The following is a 15,733-nucleotide window of genomic DNA, read 5'->3' as shown; positions in this document are numbered from 1 at the left end:
TGCGGTTCATCGTCGCGCTTATCGAAATGCTATTTGTCATCCCAGAGGCCCTGATCCGATTACGCCAGCTCAACTCAACTACCAGAGATTACAGGCTACGTTTCCCGGCAAGTCCCTGGTCCGAAGGTGATTTCAGTAATAGGCTCGGCCTGGCTGCTGGAGTAGCTGTAAGTGATCTTGTTTCCCAGCGCTAGCATTAGCAAATAGGCAGTCTGGCTGCACAGCGCCTTCTGGATCTGTTGAGTCAGGTAACTTTCGTAGTACACCCGTTCACCTGGGCGATTTGCATAAGCAGAAAGCGTGATCTTGTAGAGCACGGTGTGATCGGCATAGCTGATATTGTCGATGCGGGTCATAGGGTCGAGCATGATGGGAAGCTGTTTCTGCTGCTCGGCAATCACGGCTTCAAGCGCTTGCTCACTGTCCTGAGCGTAGGTCGGTGTTATGCAGCAGAAGGCTATCGCTGAGGCAATCAAGCATCGGATTAAGCGGGTCAAAATAACGTTCCTTGTTGTCGTTTACACGATTGGTGATTCAGGCGTAAATCTTTCTGCATGGAGGTCTGTATTGTGAATCAGGCACAGGATGACTCGTGGCTCACAACGGCGATTACTGTGAACCATTCCGCGTGCCGTTGACTTACTTACCTCGATCGTACTCAGCTTTAGTCATCTCATCACCGTAGCGAAGAGCGTCATTGAAAAGACGGTTCTCGTGCGGAACGGGCTCGCGGCTTTCCTGCTCTCCATAGAACCGCACAAATGCCTGCTGGGAAGCGTGATCCCATCGATAAGTGACGTCCTCGAATGGGTAATCTACGTAAACATCTTCTTTTGCAAAGCGTTCCCCCTTAGTGATGTCCATTGAGGTTGATCGACGCCCCCTTGAGGGGGAGGTCGCTCTGCATGGTCGGGTAGGTGAGGGCCATTGCATGCCGAACGTGATCGATACGGGCTCCACCCATGTAGCCGTAAGCTTGGCTGCCGCTGCTGGCTCGGCAGCTCATACCGTCCCAACCGTCGTGCGCGCTCTGCAAGCCGCTGCTGACGCCTTGGTTGAGGAATTGAACTGTTCGTCGATGTTTCGCTCGATGTCATCCCAGCTTGGCACATTGGCTAATAGGTCCATTTTGCACATCACAGTCCTTGAGGGGGAAGCGCTGTACAGCGTCCCGATTAATGTGTCTGATGCGGCTGATCGTTATGGCTAGCACGTCGCCAGCAGTAGACGTCAAGTCCGCTATCGACCGCTAACGTACGATTTAATTTCCGGCGATGCGTATTTTTCTCAGTTTTTTCACACTCGGCAATGATGGCAGAGCACCGTCTCTCAACCAGCTGATGCCTATAGCCCCCGGCAAGCGCCTGTGATTACGGGCACTTCGAGACATTCACCCGACGGTTAAGAAATTTCAAACGGGATCCACCATGTTGCGCGACGCTCCGCAAAATCGATTCACCGGGTTGACAGCGGGAGGCGCATAAGTGTCTCCTTTGCCGCTGTGAAACATCTGTAACGATTCTGAGAATGTGATGTCGTTGGCGAATTCCAGTGCCTGGTGGCACTTTCGCATTGCAGCGCGGTCGCAGTGTCCAGCGATTGAATTTTTACCCGGAACCAGATAGCGGTGCTGCCGATTGCGCACATGCGCGCGGACCCGACCGTCGATTCCGAGACTGTTGTTTTAAAGAAGCGTCTGTAGCTCGGGTCCTACGTGATTGTAGGAATGCCCCCACGGCAGTTGGCGAACGCGCCCGGTGGCGCGTCATCGACCCGTTAGCGACGATGCAACAAGGGCTCTGGCCCTTTTGTTGGCTCGTAACCTGTTGTTGCTGAGCATGGCGGTAGCGTTCTACCCCGTGCCTAAAAGGAGATTTTGATAATGATGGATCTTGCCGGGGCGCTCCCCTCCAAGAGTACACTAAACTCTCCGATCTGGACGGGTTCGGCGCACCTGTCGCTACATCGGCCCGCTTCGCTCGCGGCCATCTGTGCATCCATCAATAATGGCGTGTTAGATAGCCAAGAATACTCGGGACTTCGCTTGCGACGGGTTCTTGGTGACGCCTCCCGCACCCTACGAACATTGGAAGTTCAACCATGACCAATCTCTTGATGCCTTCTACCTCAGCCACCTTGCGGTGTGATATTCGGCAACCTGGTCTCCTTGGCCGCGGTCAGCAGGGCTTTGCAGGTGAATCCGCGATGAATTTCTACATGCGGCCTTCGAATGTTGCGGGACGATACCCTGCCAACGACTACACAGCCGCGTTGTTTTTGGTTTATCAGCTTTCCTCCCCCGATCAGCAGATGAGTCCCGCCGAAGTTGAAAGCGCGGTAGTCATGCTTCGGCAGTTATTGGTAAAGCTGCAATCAGCTGCAACCATCTCCGTAGAGGCATTGCAAGCCTTGCAAGCGGCTGCGGAAAGTATCCCGGAAGTCGGGCCTCTGATGTTTTCGCCGGGCAACTTGCCTGGGAGTATTGCTAGTATCTCTGGTGCTGTTCTGGCGCTAAAAAAATCAAATAAAGTCTCCGATCTTCTTGATTTGACCGAGGACCAGAAATCAAAGCTTAAGTCGTGGGCGAAGAGCAGGGGTACGCCGGGTGCACAATCTGCAAGCAAGACATTTAAAGGCGCTATTAAAATAATAAGCCAGAACGGAGATCTGTTCTTTGAAATACCGGTCACTGCTGCCGCACAGGATTACAAGATCTTAGGTGAGGTTGGGAAGTCGGTCACACACATTCCGTTAGCCAATGCCAATGCGTCGTTGAATCAGACGGCGCATTTGCATGGCGATGCTGCACGAGGAACTCTCCGCTTTTTGTCCGGCAATACCCTTGGTATGGTTCTTGCTGTTGGCCCTCAAGGCTATCTTGATTGGGCGAGTGCAAAAACCAAAGCGGAATTCTGGAAGAAGACTGCCTACAACCAGCCTACCAATGTTTTATCTTTTCTGGCGGGATGGGGTACTGGGCTTTTGATAGGCTTTCTCGCAGGTACGGCTGCGCCGCTGTTTGTGGTTATCACGTTATCGACCGTTGCCGGTCTTTTGATCCAAAAAGCTATATCTCACTACAATATTGACAAGGCGATCGGGGATTATCTAATTAGTACAAAGATGGGGAGTTACCTGACTCAATGAATACGATGTATGATCCAGACCCGCGTACAATTAAACGAGGTCCCATATTGACCTTTCTGTTTGTCGTGGGCGCAGGTGCGTTTGGTCCTGCTAATTTTCCTGAATGTAGTTGGCTATATTTTGGCTTCGTTGTTTTATCATTTTTATATACACTCTATATGATTTACTGGTGTGAAAGTTTCACTTCTTTCACGCTCGGCATGTTTTCGTCATTTGTATTCTCGTTTGGGGTTGCGGCGGCGGGTCTTGCTCATGTCACGCTTGTCGTAGACTTGCACGCTTCGAAATCCCAAGCCACCATTGCAAATATAGGGCTCGTGGCGTTGATGGCATTGATTTACGCATTCGTCTATTTTTCTCGTCGTAAGGGCTTTCCTTTTCAAACCGATGGGAACAAGGTTTCACGTGTCGCTATGCGAAGTAGCGATTACAGTCCCGGCCTTATTGCAGGTGTCGGCACTGTGGCATCAGCTCTTTTAATTAATTCTGTATCATCACTGACCTCTAGCGCCGTCGCTGTGTTGGGTGTCTTTTTTGGCTGCGTGGCCCTTATGCTTTATGAACGTGATGCGATTAGCGGCCTGCGCACCCTCCGTTCTAGGGAGAAGTCCATGCCAGTTCCGTTCACCTTCAAGCGAATCGACGAAATACGTGAAGCACGCAGCCGCTGGTGGATAAGTAGGTTGTTCAAGTGGGTTGTTTCTCGAAGCAACTTGCCGGGTGCCTGATTGACGACGATTACAGTGCGCAGGTTCACGCCTGATCGCTTGTTCCCGATTTAAGGAGTAGTTGAAACGATGGACCTCTCGTCACTGTTTACTGCACAGAACAGACGCCTTTTCAAGCTGACCATGGCCCTGAAAGGCGGTCAGGAGTTGTTACTGGAGTCCTTTGCAGGCAGCGAAGGGCTGTCGACGGATTTCGGCTTCAAGCTCGAGCTCATTTCCGACGACGCCAGTGTAAAACTCAAGTCGGCGATTGGTCAGGCTGCAACCATTGAGATTGAGCTCGCGACCGGTGGCAGCCGATATATCAATGGTCACGTGTTGAGCTTCGGCAACAACGGCAGTGATGGTGGTATGTCGCGATATTCCGCGTACGTGGGATCGTGGCTGAGCCTGATTGCGCAACGTTACGATTCGCAGGTCTATCAGGACCAGACAGTAGAGCAGGTAATCCGAAAGGTCTTCAGTCGCTACGAGGGACTGGCCAAGTACGAGTTCCGCGTGAGGCGCACGCTTAAGCCTCATAGCTACATTACGCAATACCGCGAGAGCGACAGTCATTTTGTTATGCGACTGCTAGAGCAAGAAGGGCTGTTCTTTTACTTTGAACATACCGCTGATAGCCACACGCTTATAATTATGGATGACTCCAGTTCGCTAACGCCGCTCCCCGAACAGCCGCAGGTACGCTTCCATACCGCCTCGGTCACCGAGACCTCCGACTCCATTACCCAGTGGAGTTCAGCCCGTGAGTTCCAGGCTGCGAAGATTTCAGTGCAAACCTTTGACTACCGTCAGCCCGCAAACCGTATCCCGGTTACGATGAACAGCCTCAACCAACAAGGCGATGTACCTTCCTATGAGATCTTCGATTACATGGGGCAGTACACACATGGCACTCATGAGGATGGGGAGCTATTGGTGCGAAATAGGATTGAGGCGTTGGAGCTCAAAGGCAAAACGTTTTTAGGAATCAGTAATTGTCGAGCGATGCGGCCTGGTTACACGTTCGAGATGACTCAGCATTATGAGCACGACGCGGGCTCCCCCGAGGACAGACAGTTTCTACTGATGAGCATTGAACATCATGGCAGTAATAACTACACCACAGGCGGTCAGGCTGGGTATGCCAACAAGTTTTATTGTGTGCGGAAAAAGATCAAGTTCCGACCGCAGATGGAGCTACTCAAACCTGCGATTTCCGGCCCTCAGACCGCCATCATCGTCGGCCCGCCCGGCGAAGAGATCTACACCGACGAGCTTGGCCGAGTGAAGGTGCAATTCCACTGGGACCGCTACGGTCAATTCGACGACAAAAGCTCCTGCTGGGTCCGCGTTGCCCAGTCCGGCGCCAGTGGTGGTTTCGGCAGCATCCAGATCCCGCGTGTGGGTGACGAAGTGGTTGTGGTTTTTCTAGATGGCAATCCGGACCGCCCGTTGATCATGGGCAGCGTCTATAACAGCAAGAACACCCCGCCGTGGTCGTTGCCGGCGAACAAGACCCAGAGTGGTTTCCTGACTCGCTCGACCAAGGGCCATGGCGGTACGGCGAACTTCTTCCGTTTCGAGGACAAGTCCGGCGCCGAGCAGATCATCATGCACGCCGAGCGCAACATGGACACCGAGATCGAGCTGGATGAAACCCATAAGGTGGGCGGCAATCGCGAGATAGCCGTCAACGGCACTCACACAGAAGTAATCAAGAAAGACACGGTGATGAATGTTCAGGACGGCTCGTTGACGATTCAGGTCGACAAGCAGTTCGTCCAGATCAGTGCGCAGACACACATCATCCTTCAGGTGGGATCCAGCAGCATCAAGATCACAGATGGCCGTATCGAGATCACCAGCGATTCGGTCGATATCTTCGGAAAGAACGACACCTTCGTTCACGGCAAACGGGTCGATATCAACAAATGAGAAACTCGTCGATTCCAGGCACCCGCACCAGCATGTACGACCGCATCTCGGAGAAGCGCTTGGCAGCAGAGGCGCTTGCTCGCGAGGAAGCCGAGCAGGCTGCCGCTGTGGCGGCGATTGCGATCACACATGAGCCCGCGCCCGTGTTGCCGCTGCAACCCTCGCGCAATGAGCTGAAGATTGCCGGGCTGGCCTTGGTGATGCCCCACCTCCTGGCATTTCGGGATCTCGACATGACGCTAGAGCGAGAAGGCCACCCGGTCACGTTCAGCGCGAAACGTCGACCTGCGCCGGAGGGTTTGACGCTGCTGCGATCCACCGAGCTTTACGTTGACAATCTGCGTAAGCACCACAGCGACGTCACTGTCGTCCGCCAGAATGATTGCCTGCTGGCAGGCAGCCCAGCAGTGTCACTGGATTACGCTTTCAAGGTGGGGCAAGAGCGTCGACACGGTCGAGCAATCAGCGCAATTATTGCGCCTGCCGATGGTAACGAGCGTCAGTGGTTCAGCGTGTCGACGGTGATCAATCCCGACCAACCCGCATTTGCCAACTGGCTGATCGAGTTCGACGAAATGCTGTGCCGCATCGCCGCCTGCTGAAATCTTTTTCTTATTACTTATGGAACACGCCTCCAATGGACTATCAGCTTCAGGAAGGATCGATCGTACTGCCGGAAGGCTTTCAGGACCGCACGGTCAACATGTTCGTGCTCGGCACCACGATTCCCGCGCCGCTGAACGTCACCGTCTCCCGTGACAACATGCTCCCTGCGGAAGACCTGAATACTTACATCGATCGTCAGATCAAACTGATTGCTTCAAAACTGCGCGGCTACACCTCTCTGGGAAAGAAGCCCGCCACGTTGTCTGCGCAACAGCCGTTGGCCGGTATCCAGATCGATGGCTACTACATGGATGGCGGTCGACCTTATTACCAGCGTCAGGCCGGATTTGAAATTCAGCCAGGTCGCATTCTGGTGTTTTCCACCACCAGCCAGACAGACTTCAGCGCCGCACAAACTGAAAGCTGGCTGCAACTGCTCGCCAGCTTCCAACCCCGGCAAACCCAGGATTTCCCTGCCGAAACTCCCGAGCAGGAATAACCATGTTCGAAGCCGCTCGATGGAACGACGAAATTGAACACACCGGCGCCCTGGCCGGGTTTCTGGCAGGCGCAGTCGTCGGTTTGGCGATTGCCGCTTATGCCGCCACCATGGTGTGCTCGGGAGGCACCGCTGCTTTCCTGATGCCCATCGCTCTGGGGCTTCTCGCCAGCGCGCTGCCGGCTTTGGGGGAGTATTTCGGCAAGATGTTCAGCTCGCCAGCCGGGGAGATCCAGCTCCCCGGCTGCTCTACCGATGTGTACATCAACAACCGCAATGCCGCGCATGTCGAGCTCAGCCTCGGCCGGTGCGAAAAGCATCCTGCGCCTGTACAGGTCGCCGAGGGTTCATCCAACGTCTTCATCAACAGCGTGGCTGCAGCGCGCAAGGATGACAGGCTGACCTGTGGTGCACGGATTTCAGGCGGCTCGGACGATGTGTTCATCGGGGGCGGCACGGTTCAATACCTCCACATCGACGACGAAATTCCGGGTTGGCTTCGCGTTGTTGTGGACGTGCTGATGATCGTGGCGTCGATGGGCAAAGCGCTGGTATCAGTCGCCAAGCTGGGGTTGACGCAAGGGTTGAAGGCTGCAGGGCCGTGCGCGCTGCGCTTTGGTGCTACCGTTGCCGCCAGCTACCTCACGGGCACCTACATCATTGGCCCGGCAGTCGGGAAAGTCCTGGGCGGTTTTATCGGCAACCCCGTCGACCTCACCACCGGCCGCAAATTGTTGCTGGATTCAGGCGAAACCGATTTCGTGCTGCCCGGCCTTATGCCGATTGAATGGTCCCGCTTTTACGCCAGCGACCTGACCGTCGACAGCGTGCTGGGTCAGGGTTGGGTCTTGCCGTGGGAGCAGAGCCTGCGCCGCAGCGGCAGCTTCGTTTACCTCACCGACAACCAGGGCCGCAGCGTGCCCTTTGTCGACATCGAGCCCGGCGAGCGCATCTACAACCCCTACGAGCAGATTCATCTCGTCCGCACCCAAGGCGGCCACTACCTGCTGCAAACTCTGGACAACGTGTTTTTCTACTTCGGCGAAGTGCCGGACGACAACACCTCGGTGCCGCTGCAGCGTCTGGAAAATGCGCTGGGTCACTACCTGCATTTCACCCGCACGGTCGAAGGCACGCTCACCGACATCAGCGCGCCGGGCGGCGTGCGGATTCACCTGCATTACGACAACCCGCTGGGCCGCCTGAGCGACGTCAAACGCATCGTCGACAACCTGGCCGTTGAAACCCTCGTCCAGTACCGCTACGACGACAACGGCCAGCTCATCGAAGTGATCAATCGCAATGGCGATTGCATGCGCCGGTTCAGGTACGCCGAAGGCGTGATGGTCAGTCACAGCAACGCATTGGGTCTGAGCTGCAACTATCGTTGGGAAACCATTGATGGCCAGCCGCGGGTGGTTGAGCACTGGACCAGCGATGGCGAACACTTTCATTTTCGTTATGACTTCAAGAACAGAATTTCGTGGGCGGTCGACGTCCTCGGGCGCGAACTCGAAGTGCGTTACAACGAGGACAAACGGGTCATTGCCAGCCGCGACTTCGGCGGTGAGCGTTACGGCATCGATCTGGATGAAGCGGGAAACACGACCGGCATCAGCCTGCCGGACGGGAATCGTCTGACGTTCAAGTACGATGATTTTTCGCGGCTGATCGAAGAGACCGACCCGCTTGGTCGAAGCATCACTTACAGCTACCACCTCAGTACCACCTTGATCACCGAAACCGCCTTCCAGGACGGCAGTGTCTGGAAAGCCCGTTACGATGACAAAGGCAACCTGATCGCCGAAACCGATCCGATGGGCCACAAGACCGAGTACCTCAACAGCGAGGATGGCCTGCCGCACACGATTATTGATGCGACCTACAAGTCGAAATATCTCTGGTGGAATGGTTTGGCGCAGGTTGAGCGGTTTCAGGATTGCTCGGGCAAAAGCACCTTCTACACCTATGACGATCGCTCCCATCTGATTGCTGTCACTGATGCGCTGAATCAGACGACACGGCTTGAGCGCAAACCCGACGGCGAAGTGGTGCGCATCGAGCACCCGGATGGAACGTCCGAATCGTTTACCTACAACGCCCTCGGCCAAGTCCTTACGCACACTGATGGCAAAGGCCAGACCACAAGGCTGTTGCGTACGGCACGCGGGCTCCCTTCTAGCCGACAGGATGCGAAGGGGCAGCGCATTCGTTACGAGTACGACAAAGCGATTCGGCTGAGTGCACTGGTCAACGAAAACAATGCGGCTTATGAGTTTGCCTACGATGCGTCTGATCGACTGATCAAAGAGAAACGGATCGACAACCTGACCCGCAGATTCAACTACAACCTGGGCGGGCATCTGACGCGGTTGGATGAAATCGGCTACGGCGAACGGGCAGAGCGGCCGCAACGCAGCACCGAGTTTGAACGGGATGTGATTGGGCGGTTGCTAGCCAAGGTCAATCAGGATGCGCGGCAGGATTACAGTTACGACGAAGCGGATCGGTTGCTCAGCATTCACCGCCAGCCTTCAAGCATTGGCAAGAAGCTGGGCGTTGACCAAGAGACCCTCGACTTCAGTTATGACATGTTGGGTCGCTTGGTCAAAGAGACCACACCGCAAGGTGCGCTTGCCTACGAATACGATCCGCTAAGCAACCTGACCACGCTGACGTTGCCGACTGGCCAACATCTAAATCATCTGTATTACGGCAGCGGCCACCTGCACCAACTGAACCTTGACGGTCTGCTCGTCAGCGACATGGAGCGCGATGACTTGCATCGCGAGGTCTATCGGTCCCAAGGCAAACTCACCAGTTGCTTTGGCTATGACCCGATGGGTCGCAAGAGTTGGCAGTTTGCCTCGACGTTGCCTGCGGACAAGTTGTCGCAGATCCAGAACCCAGGCATCAACACTTCGCTGCTGGTGGATCATGCGTACAACCCGATTCACCGGCGCTATGAATACGACCCAGCAGGTGAACTGACCCGCACGCTCGACAAACTGCGCGGTGAGATCAAATACGAATACGAAGCCAACGGCCAATTGCACAGCCGTGACACCGGCAAACTAGTCGACAGCGAAGAGTTCCGCTACGACGCTGCGGCCAACCGGCTGAACTTCAATACCAGCCAGTTTGATCAAGTGAAAGACAACCGCATCAAGCAATGGCGCGATCAGGAATACACCTACGACGCTTGGGGTAACCTGATTGAAAAGCGGTCTGGGTTAACCAAGCTGCAGACGTTTACCTACGACTGCGAAAACCGACTTGTGCGTGCGGAGACAATGTTCAACAGCCAGACGCATAGCGTTGGCACGTACCGGTATGACAGCTTGGGTCGTCGGGTCGGCAAGACGTCTGAGATTCAAGGGCGAATCGAGCACAAGCAGTTCCTCTGGCAAGGCTTGCGGATGCTGCGCGAGGAGTCGCCGGGACAGAGCAGCCTTTACATTTACGAGCCGGGCAGCTACGCCCCACTTGCCCGAGTCGACCAGGGTGAAGGTGAGGAACAGCAGAAGCTTTACTACTTCCACACCGATCAGATCGGCACGCCGCTTGAAATGACGGATGTGGATGGCCAGATCGTGTGGCAGTCGACGTACAAGGCGTGGGGCGAAGTCGAAGCTCTGGCCGTGAGTGAGGTTGAGCAGAACCTGCGGTTTCAGGGTCAATACTTCGACGACGAGACCGGGCTGCATTACAACACTTTCAGGTACTACGATCCGGAGGTGGGTCGGTTCATAACGCAGGATCCGATTGGGCTGGCGGGGGGGCGCAATCTATATAGTTATAGCGTTAATCCAGTCGTATGGGGGGACCCGCTGGGCTTAAGCTGTGAAGGTTTGAATGGTAAGTACACTCCTACCGAAAAAGCAAACTTACCGAGCTGGGTGGCTGAGTCTTTTACGGACGGTAAGTATCAAACGGTAGTTACTACTAAAGATATTTATGTGTACCGCGTGTATGGTGGTAACGCTAAGTCGGGAGGGGCATTCGTTTCTACTTCCCCCGCATCTTCTAGGATTCAAGCAAAAATCGACAATGCGTTATTGCCCGAGTGGAAAAACACTCGTGAATTTGAAGCAATGATACTGATACCAAAGGGTACCACTCTTAATATTGGCTCGGTTGCTCCTCAAATGACTAAATCTGGCACGATTTTCAAAGGTGGTGCAGATCAGATTCTGATGCCGCAAAATTGGCCCAGCTCTTGGATCGTGGGTGTTAGAGATGTTGGCTCTTTGTGAGGCCTTTCATGAGTAAAGATGAACTAGCTGCGCTGATTGTGGAAATAATTGAGGAACTAAAAAATATCGAATCCTTTCGTTGTGAGACTTCGTTGGGGTCGATAATTGTAAGTTACGAAAAAAATCTCGATTCTTTAAGGCATGGAAAAAGTCTAACCGATTTGATGGGGGGTTCTCCGCGTGCGTATCTTGAGATTTACAGCGACTATGAAAATCCAGTGCTGGGAAAAATGGATCTGGCGCAAAAGGAATTGCAGAAAATTATTGGTAAGAAGCCCTAAGCTCGGTTCGCTAGGTGGAGTGGAAGCGTGAACGGGGTCGAGTGTCACATAAAGCGAAACTCTCGCACGTTAGGTTGACGCTCGATAATTGTAGTAAATCCTCCTCTTCGCTAACGGTTGTTTTTGCAGGTACCCGCTCATCGCCACTCCCAATGCGAGCGTTTGCACGCACCGGTATAACGGCCTGGAGTCCAGAGTTGTAAAGACGTCTGAGTTTTAAGGGCAAGCTGAGCGCAAGCATTTCTTTTACAAGGCCTGCACATGCCGCGTAGGATATGCCAGCGACCTGACGGTCGAAAGCGTGCTTGGCCAGGGTTGGGTCTTGCCGTGGGAACAGAGCCTGCGCCGCAGGGGCAGCTTTGTTTACCTCACCGACAATCAGGGCCGCAGCGTGCCCTTTGTCGACATTGAGTCCGGCGAGCGCATCTACAACCCCTACGAGCAGATTCATCTGGTCCGTACCCTGGGTGGGCATTACCTGCTGCAAACGCTCGACAACGTGTTTTTCTACTTCGGCGAAGTGCCGGACGACAACACCTCGGTGCCGTTGCAGCGTCTGGAAAATGCGCTGGGTCATTACCTTCATTTCACCCGCACGGTCGAAGGAACGCTCACCGACATCAGCGCGCCGGGCGGCGTGCGGATCCACCTGCATCACGACAACCCGCTTGGCCGCCTGACCGACGTCAAACGCATCGTCGACAACCTGGCTGTGGAAACCCTTGTCCAGTATCGCTACGACGACAACGGTCAGCTCATCGAAGTCATCAATCGCAATGGCGATTCCATGCGCCGGTTCAGCTACGCCGAAGGCGTGATGGTCAGTCACAGCAACGCATTGGGTCTGAGCTGCAACTACCGTTGGGAAACCATTAATGGCCAGCCGCGGGTGGTTGAGCACTGGACCAGTGATGGCGAACACTTTCATTTCCGTTACGACTTTAAGAGCAGAACGTCCTGGGCCGTCGACGTCCTCGGCCGCGAGCTCGAAGTGCAGTACAACGAGGACAAACGGGTCATTGCCAGCCGCGACTTCGGCGGCGAACGTTACGGCATCGATCTGGATGAAGCGGGAAACACGACCGGTATCAGCCTGCCGGACGGGAATCGTCTGACATTCAAGTACGACGATTTTTCGCGCCTGATCGAAGAGACCGACCCGCTCGGTCGAAGCATCACCTACAGCTATCACCTCAGTACCACCTTGATCACCTAAACCGCCTTCCCGGACGGCAGCGTCTGGAAAGCCCGTTACGACGAAAAGGGCAACCTGATCGCTGAAACCGATCCGATGGGCCACAAGACCGAGTACCTCAACAGCGAAGATGGTCTGCCGCACACGATTATCGATGCGACCTACAAATCGAAATACCTGTGGTGGAATGGCTTGGCGCAGGTTGAGCGGTTTCAGGACTGTTCAGGGAAAAGCACCTTTTATAGCTATGACGATCGGTCCCATCTGATCGCTGTCACCGACGCGTTGAATCAGACGACACTGCTTGAGCGCAAACCCGACGGCGAAGTGGTGCGCATCGAGCATCCGGATGGGACTGCCGAATCGTTTATCTACAACGCCCTGGGCCAGGTGCTCACGCACACCGATGGCAAGGGTCAGACCACGCGGCTGCTACGTACTGCACGCGGTCTGCCTTCTAGCCGACAAGATGCCAATGGCCAGCGTATTCGTTATGAGTACGACAAAGCGATTCGGCTGACGGCACTGGTCAACGAAAACAATGCGGCTTATGAGTTTGCCTACGATGTATCGGATCGACTGATCGAAGAGAAACGCATCGACAATTTGACGCGTCGATTCATCTACAACGTGGGTGGGCATCTGACGCGGTTGGATGAAATCGGCTACGGCGATAGGGCCGAGCGGCCGCAACGCAGTACGGAGTTTGAGCGTGATGTGATTGGCCGATTGCTGGCCAAGGTCAATCAGGATGCGCGGCAGGATTACAGTTACGACGAGGCAGACCGGTTGCTCAGCATTCACCGGCTGCCTTCAAGCATTGGCAAGAAGCTGGGCGTTGAGGAAGAGACCCTCGACTTCAGTTATGACCTGCTGGGTCGCTTGGTAAAAGAAACGACGCCGCAAGGGGCGTTGGCCTACGAATACGATCCGCTCAGCAACTTGACCACGCTGACATTGCCGACTGGCCAGCACCTCAACCACCTGTACTACGGCAGCGGCCACCTGCACCAACTCAACCTCGATGGTCTGCTCATCAGTGACATGGAGCGCGATGATCTGCATCGTGAGGTCTATCGATCGCAGGGCAAGCTGACCAGTTGCTTTGGCTATGACGCCATGGGACGCAAGAGCTGGCAGTTTGCGTCCACTATTCCGGCTGAAAAGCTGTCGCAGATCCAGAACCCAGGCATCAACACTTCGCTGCTGGTCGATCATGCGTACAACCCGATTCATCGGCGATATGAGTACGATCCAGCGGGTGAACTAGTCCGGACGCTGGACAAGCTGCCTGGTGAGATCAAGTACGAATATGAAGCGAACGGCCAGTTGCATAGCCGTAACACGGGCAAACTCGTCGATAGCGAAGATTTCCGATACGACGCTGCCGCCAACCGCCTGAACTTCAACACCAGCCAGTTTGATCAGGTTAAAGACAACCGCATCAAGCAATGGCGTGATCAGGAATATACCTATGACGCTTGGGGCAACCTGATTGAAAAACGGTCGGGGTTAACCAAGCTGCAGACGTTCACCTACGACTGCGAAAACCGGCTTGTGCGTGCGGAAACGATGGTCAACAGCCAGGTGCACAGCGTGGGCACGTATCGGTACGACAGTTTGGGTCGTCGGGTTGGCAAGACGTCCGAAATTGATGGCCAGACTGAGCACAAGCACTTTCTCTGGCAAGGCCTGCAGATGCTGCGCGAAGAAACACCGTGGCAGAGCAGCCTCTATATTTACGAGCCAGGAAGCTACGCGCCACTTGCCCGGGTTGACCAGAGCGAAGGTGAGGCAGAGCAGACGCTTTACTACTTCCATACCGACCAGATTGGCACGCCGCTCGAGATGACGGATGTCGACGGCCAGATCGTGTGGCAGGCGACTTACAAGGCTTGGGGTGAAGTCGAATCGTTGGCCGTGAGTGAAATTGAGCAGAATCTGCGGTTTCAGGGTCAGTACTTTGATGACGAAACGGGTCTTCACTACAACACATTTAGGTATTACGACCCGGAAGTTGGGCGGTTTATCACCCAGGATCCGATTGGGTTGTCTGGCGGTAAAAATTTTTACGCTTACGCGCCCAATGCAACTGGGTGGGTGGATCCCTTAGGTTGGGCATGCTGGAGCCCAAAAAATGTGGCCGGCAGGAAGGTTTATCAGAGGAATGATATATTTGATCCTCATGGCGTCGACGACGCGGGAAGAACGAACCTCCAACGGATGCGAAAAGGCGATGCCCCGATAGGAAAAGATGGCATGGAGGTGAATCTGCATCACTTAACTCAAGATGAGCCTGGGTCCGTGGCAGAGGTTTTGAGCAGCTTCCATTCTAAAAATGACAGGGTGCTACACATTTATTCCAATCAATGGGACAAAAGTTGGGTGGGACCGGACGGCCTGCGGCGTGTTTATAACAGCGCGCCGCAAAGTATGAATCGTGGCCCTTTCAACACTTGGAAGAAAAGTTATTGGAAAGAACGTTCATTAGATTTTTGAGAGGTGAGGATGACTTACGTTGATGCTATTGAAAGTGAAATAAAGCTGAGTGGTGAAGAAGCTGCGTTTGTGGGAGGTGCTACTGATGAGGTTATTGCTGCGTTTGAAGCCGCACTCGGGGTTGAATTTCCTGTGTCCTATAAGCTGTTCCTCAAAAAATTTGGTGCGATGTCTTTTGCCGGCGATACATATTACGGTATTACAAAAAGCGGGCTCGAAGCTACTGCGGTTCCCAGCGTGTTGTTCGCGACGAAGACGGCACGAGACAGAGGAGATGCGGATTCAGCTATGATAGTTGTTAAAGCGTCGGGTTACGGGCCTATATTCTCTATCGATACTTCTCAGCTTAGCCCGTCGGGCGAGGCGGTAGTGGTGTTGACGGAGCTGTCTTTTAAGCGAGATGGTGCCAAAGAGGTTATGTACGAAAGTTTTGAGGCGTTTTTTTGCGACACTATTCGCACCGCAATAGCGGAGCTTTAACTATTGGGGCTACGTTTACCGCCGGCAGTGTCTTTTGACACTTGGAATCTGTGATCGACGAGCCCTAACGCCAGGTTAGGATAGCGACGGTTCAGGGGGGATTACCTAAGGTGAATTATTGTGCC

Annotated in this window: 11 protein-coding genes and 2 pseudogenes; 10 read left to right on the top strand and 3 right to left on the bottom strand. The window is 54.3% G+C overall.

Annotated elements, in window-relative coordinates; all coding sequences use genetic code 11:
• Positions 1 to 95 precede the first annotated feature (95 nt).
• The 3 genes and pseudogenes from QWI20_RS09790 to QWI20_RS09780 all read right to left on the bottom strand — a co-directional run.
• Complete coding sequence (locus QWI20_RS09790; RefSeq protein WP_369305287.1) at positions 96 to 497, bottom strand: hypothetical protein; 402 nt, start codon at positions 495 to 497, stop codon at positions 96 to 98.
• A gap of 142 nt (positions 498 to 639) precedes the next feature.
• Complete coding sequence (locus tag QWI20_RS09785) at positions 640 to 864, bottom strand: hypothetical protein (RefSeq protein WP_369305286.1); 225 nt, start codon at positions 862 to 864, stop codon at positions 640 to 642.
• Between the two features lies 1 nt (position 865).
• Positions 866 to 1,128, bottom strand: a pseudogene (locus QWI20_RS09780) (hypothetical protein); the annotation flags it as partial.
• Positions 1,129 to 2,100: 972 nt separating this feature from the next.
• Here QWI20_RS09780 and QWI20_RS09775 point away from each other — a divergent pair.
• From QWI20_RS09775 to QWI20_RS09730, 10 genes and pseudogenes are all read left to right on the top strand, one after another.
• On the top strand, positions 2,101 to 3,147 hold the full coding sequence (locus tag QWI20_RS09775) for a hypothetical protein (protein WP_369305285.1): 1,047 nt from the start codon (positions 2,101 to 2,103) through the stop codon (positions 3,145 to 3,147).
• A 47-nt stretch (positions 3,148 to 3,194) separates the two neighbouring features.
• Entirely contained in the window at positions 3,195 to 3,875 is a 681-nt protein-coding gene (locus QWI20_RS09770; RefSeq protein WP_369305284.1) for a hypothetical protein, read from the top strand.
• 69 nt (positions 3,876 to 3,944) lie between these two features.
• Positions 3,945 to 5,792: a type VI secretion system tip protein TssI/VgrG gene (gene tssI, locus QWI20_RS09765; RefSeq protein WP_369305283.1), complete on the top strand. Its 1,848-nt coding sequence runs from the start codon at positions 3,945 to 3,947 to the stop codon at positions 5,790 to 5,792.
• A complete protein-coding gene (locus QWI20_RS09760) occupies positions 5,789 to 6,394 on the top strand; it encodes a hypothetical protein (protein WP_369305282.1) in 606 nt (201 codons plus the stop codon). Before tssI ends, QWI20_RS09760 begins: the two co-directional genes overlap by 4 nt.
• 35 nt (positions 6,395 to 6,429) lie before the next feature.
• Entirely contained in the window at positions 6,430 to 6,897 is a 468-nt protein-coding gene (locus QWI20_RS09755; RefSeq protein WP_369305281.1) for a DcrB-related protein, read from the top strand.
• 2 nt (positions 6,898 to 6,899) lie between these two features.
• The gene (locus tag QWI20_RS09750) at positions 6,900 to 11,153 is read left to right on the top strand and encodes an RHS repeat-associated core domain-containing protein (RefSeq protein ID WP_369305280.1); all 4,254 of its coding nucleotides are present in this window, start codon (positions 6,900 to 6,902) and stop codon (positions 11,151 to 11,153) included.
• Positions 11,154 to 11,161: 8 nt separating this feature from the next.
• Positions 11,162 to 11,434, top strand: a complete 273-nt coding sequence (locus QWI20_RS09745) for a hypothetical protein (RefSeq protein ID WP_369305279.1) — start codon at positions 11,162 to 11,164, stop codon at positions 11,432 to 11,434.
• Between the two features lie 274 nt (positions 11,435 to 11,708).
• A pseudogene (locus QWI20_RS09740) lies at positions 11,709 to 14,759 on the top strand (RHS repeat-associated core domain-containing protein); the annotation flags it as partial.
• Between the two features lie 9 nt (positions 14,760 to 14,768).
• Positions 14,769 to 15,128, top strand: a complete 360-nt coding sequence (locus QWI20_RS09735) for an HNH/ENDO VII family nuclease (RefSeq protein WP_369305413.1) — start codon at positions 14,769 to 14,771, stop codon at positions 15,126 to 15,128.
• A 9-nt stretch (positions 15,129 to 15,137) separates the two neighbouring features.
• Entirely contained in the window at positions 15,138 to 15,608 is a 471-nt protein-coding gene (locus tag QWI20_RS09730; protein ID WP_369305278.1) for an SMI1/KNR4 family protein, read from the top strand.
• The last annotated feature ends 125 nt before the right edge of the window (positions 15,609 to 15,733 follow it).

Origin of the sequence: Pseudomonas sp. W2-17 (assembly GCF_041060445.1) — a bacterium.
Taxonomy (GTDB): Bacteria; Pseudomonadota; Gammaproteobacteria; order Pseudomonadales; family Pseudomonadaceae; genus Aquipseudomonas.
This window is presented reverse-complemented; position numbering and strand designations above follow the sequence as displayed.

Excerpts from the sequence above, each read along its gene's own strand:
- QWI20_RS09785 (WP_369305286.1), bottom strand. The coding sequence starts at position 864 with ATGGACATCACTAAGGGGGAACGCTTTGCAAAAGAAGATGTTTACGTA.
- QWI20_RS09775 (WP_369305285.1), top strand. The coding sequence starts at position 2,101 with ATGACCAATCTCTTGATGCCTTCTACCTCAGCCACCTTGCGGTGTGAT.
- tssI (WP_369305283.1), top strand. The coding sequence starts at position 3,945 with ATGGACCTCTCGTCACTGTTTACTGCACAGAACAGACGCCTTTTCAAG.
- QWI20_RS09760 (WP_369305282.1), top strand. The coding sequence starts at position 5,789 with ATGAGAAACTCGTCGATTCCAGGCACCCGCACCAGCATGTACGACCGC.
- QWI20_RS09755 (WP_369305281.1), top strand. The coding sequence starts at position 6,430 with ATGGACTATCAGCTTCAGGAAGGATCGATCGTACTGCCGGAAGGCTTT.
- QWI20_RS09750 (WP_369305280.1), top strand. The coding sequence starts at position 6,900 with ATGTTCGAAGCCGCTCGATGGAACGACGAAATTGAACACACCGGCGCC.
- QWI20_RS09745 (WP_369305279.1), top strand. The coding sequence starts at position 11,162 with ATGAGTAAAGATGAACTAGCTGCGCTGATTGTGGAAATAATTGAGGAA.
- QWI20_RS09730 (WP_369305278.1), top strand. The coding sequence starts at position 15,138 with ATGACTTACGTTGATGCTATTGAAAGTGAAATAAAGCTGAGTGGTGAA.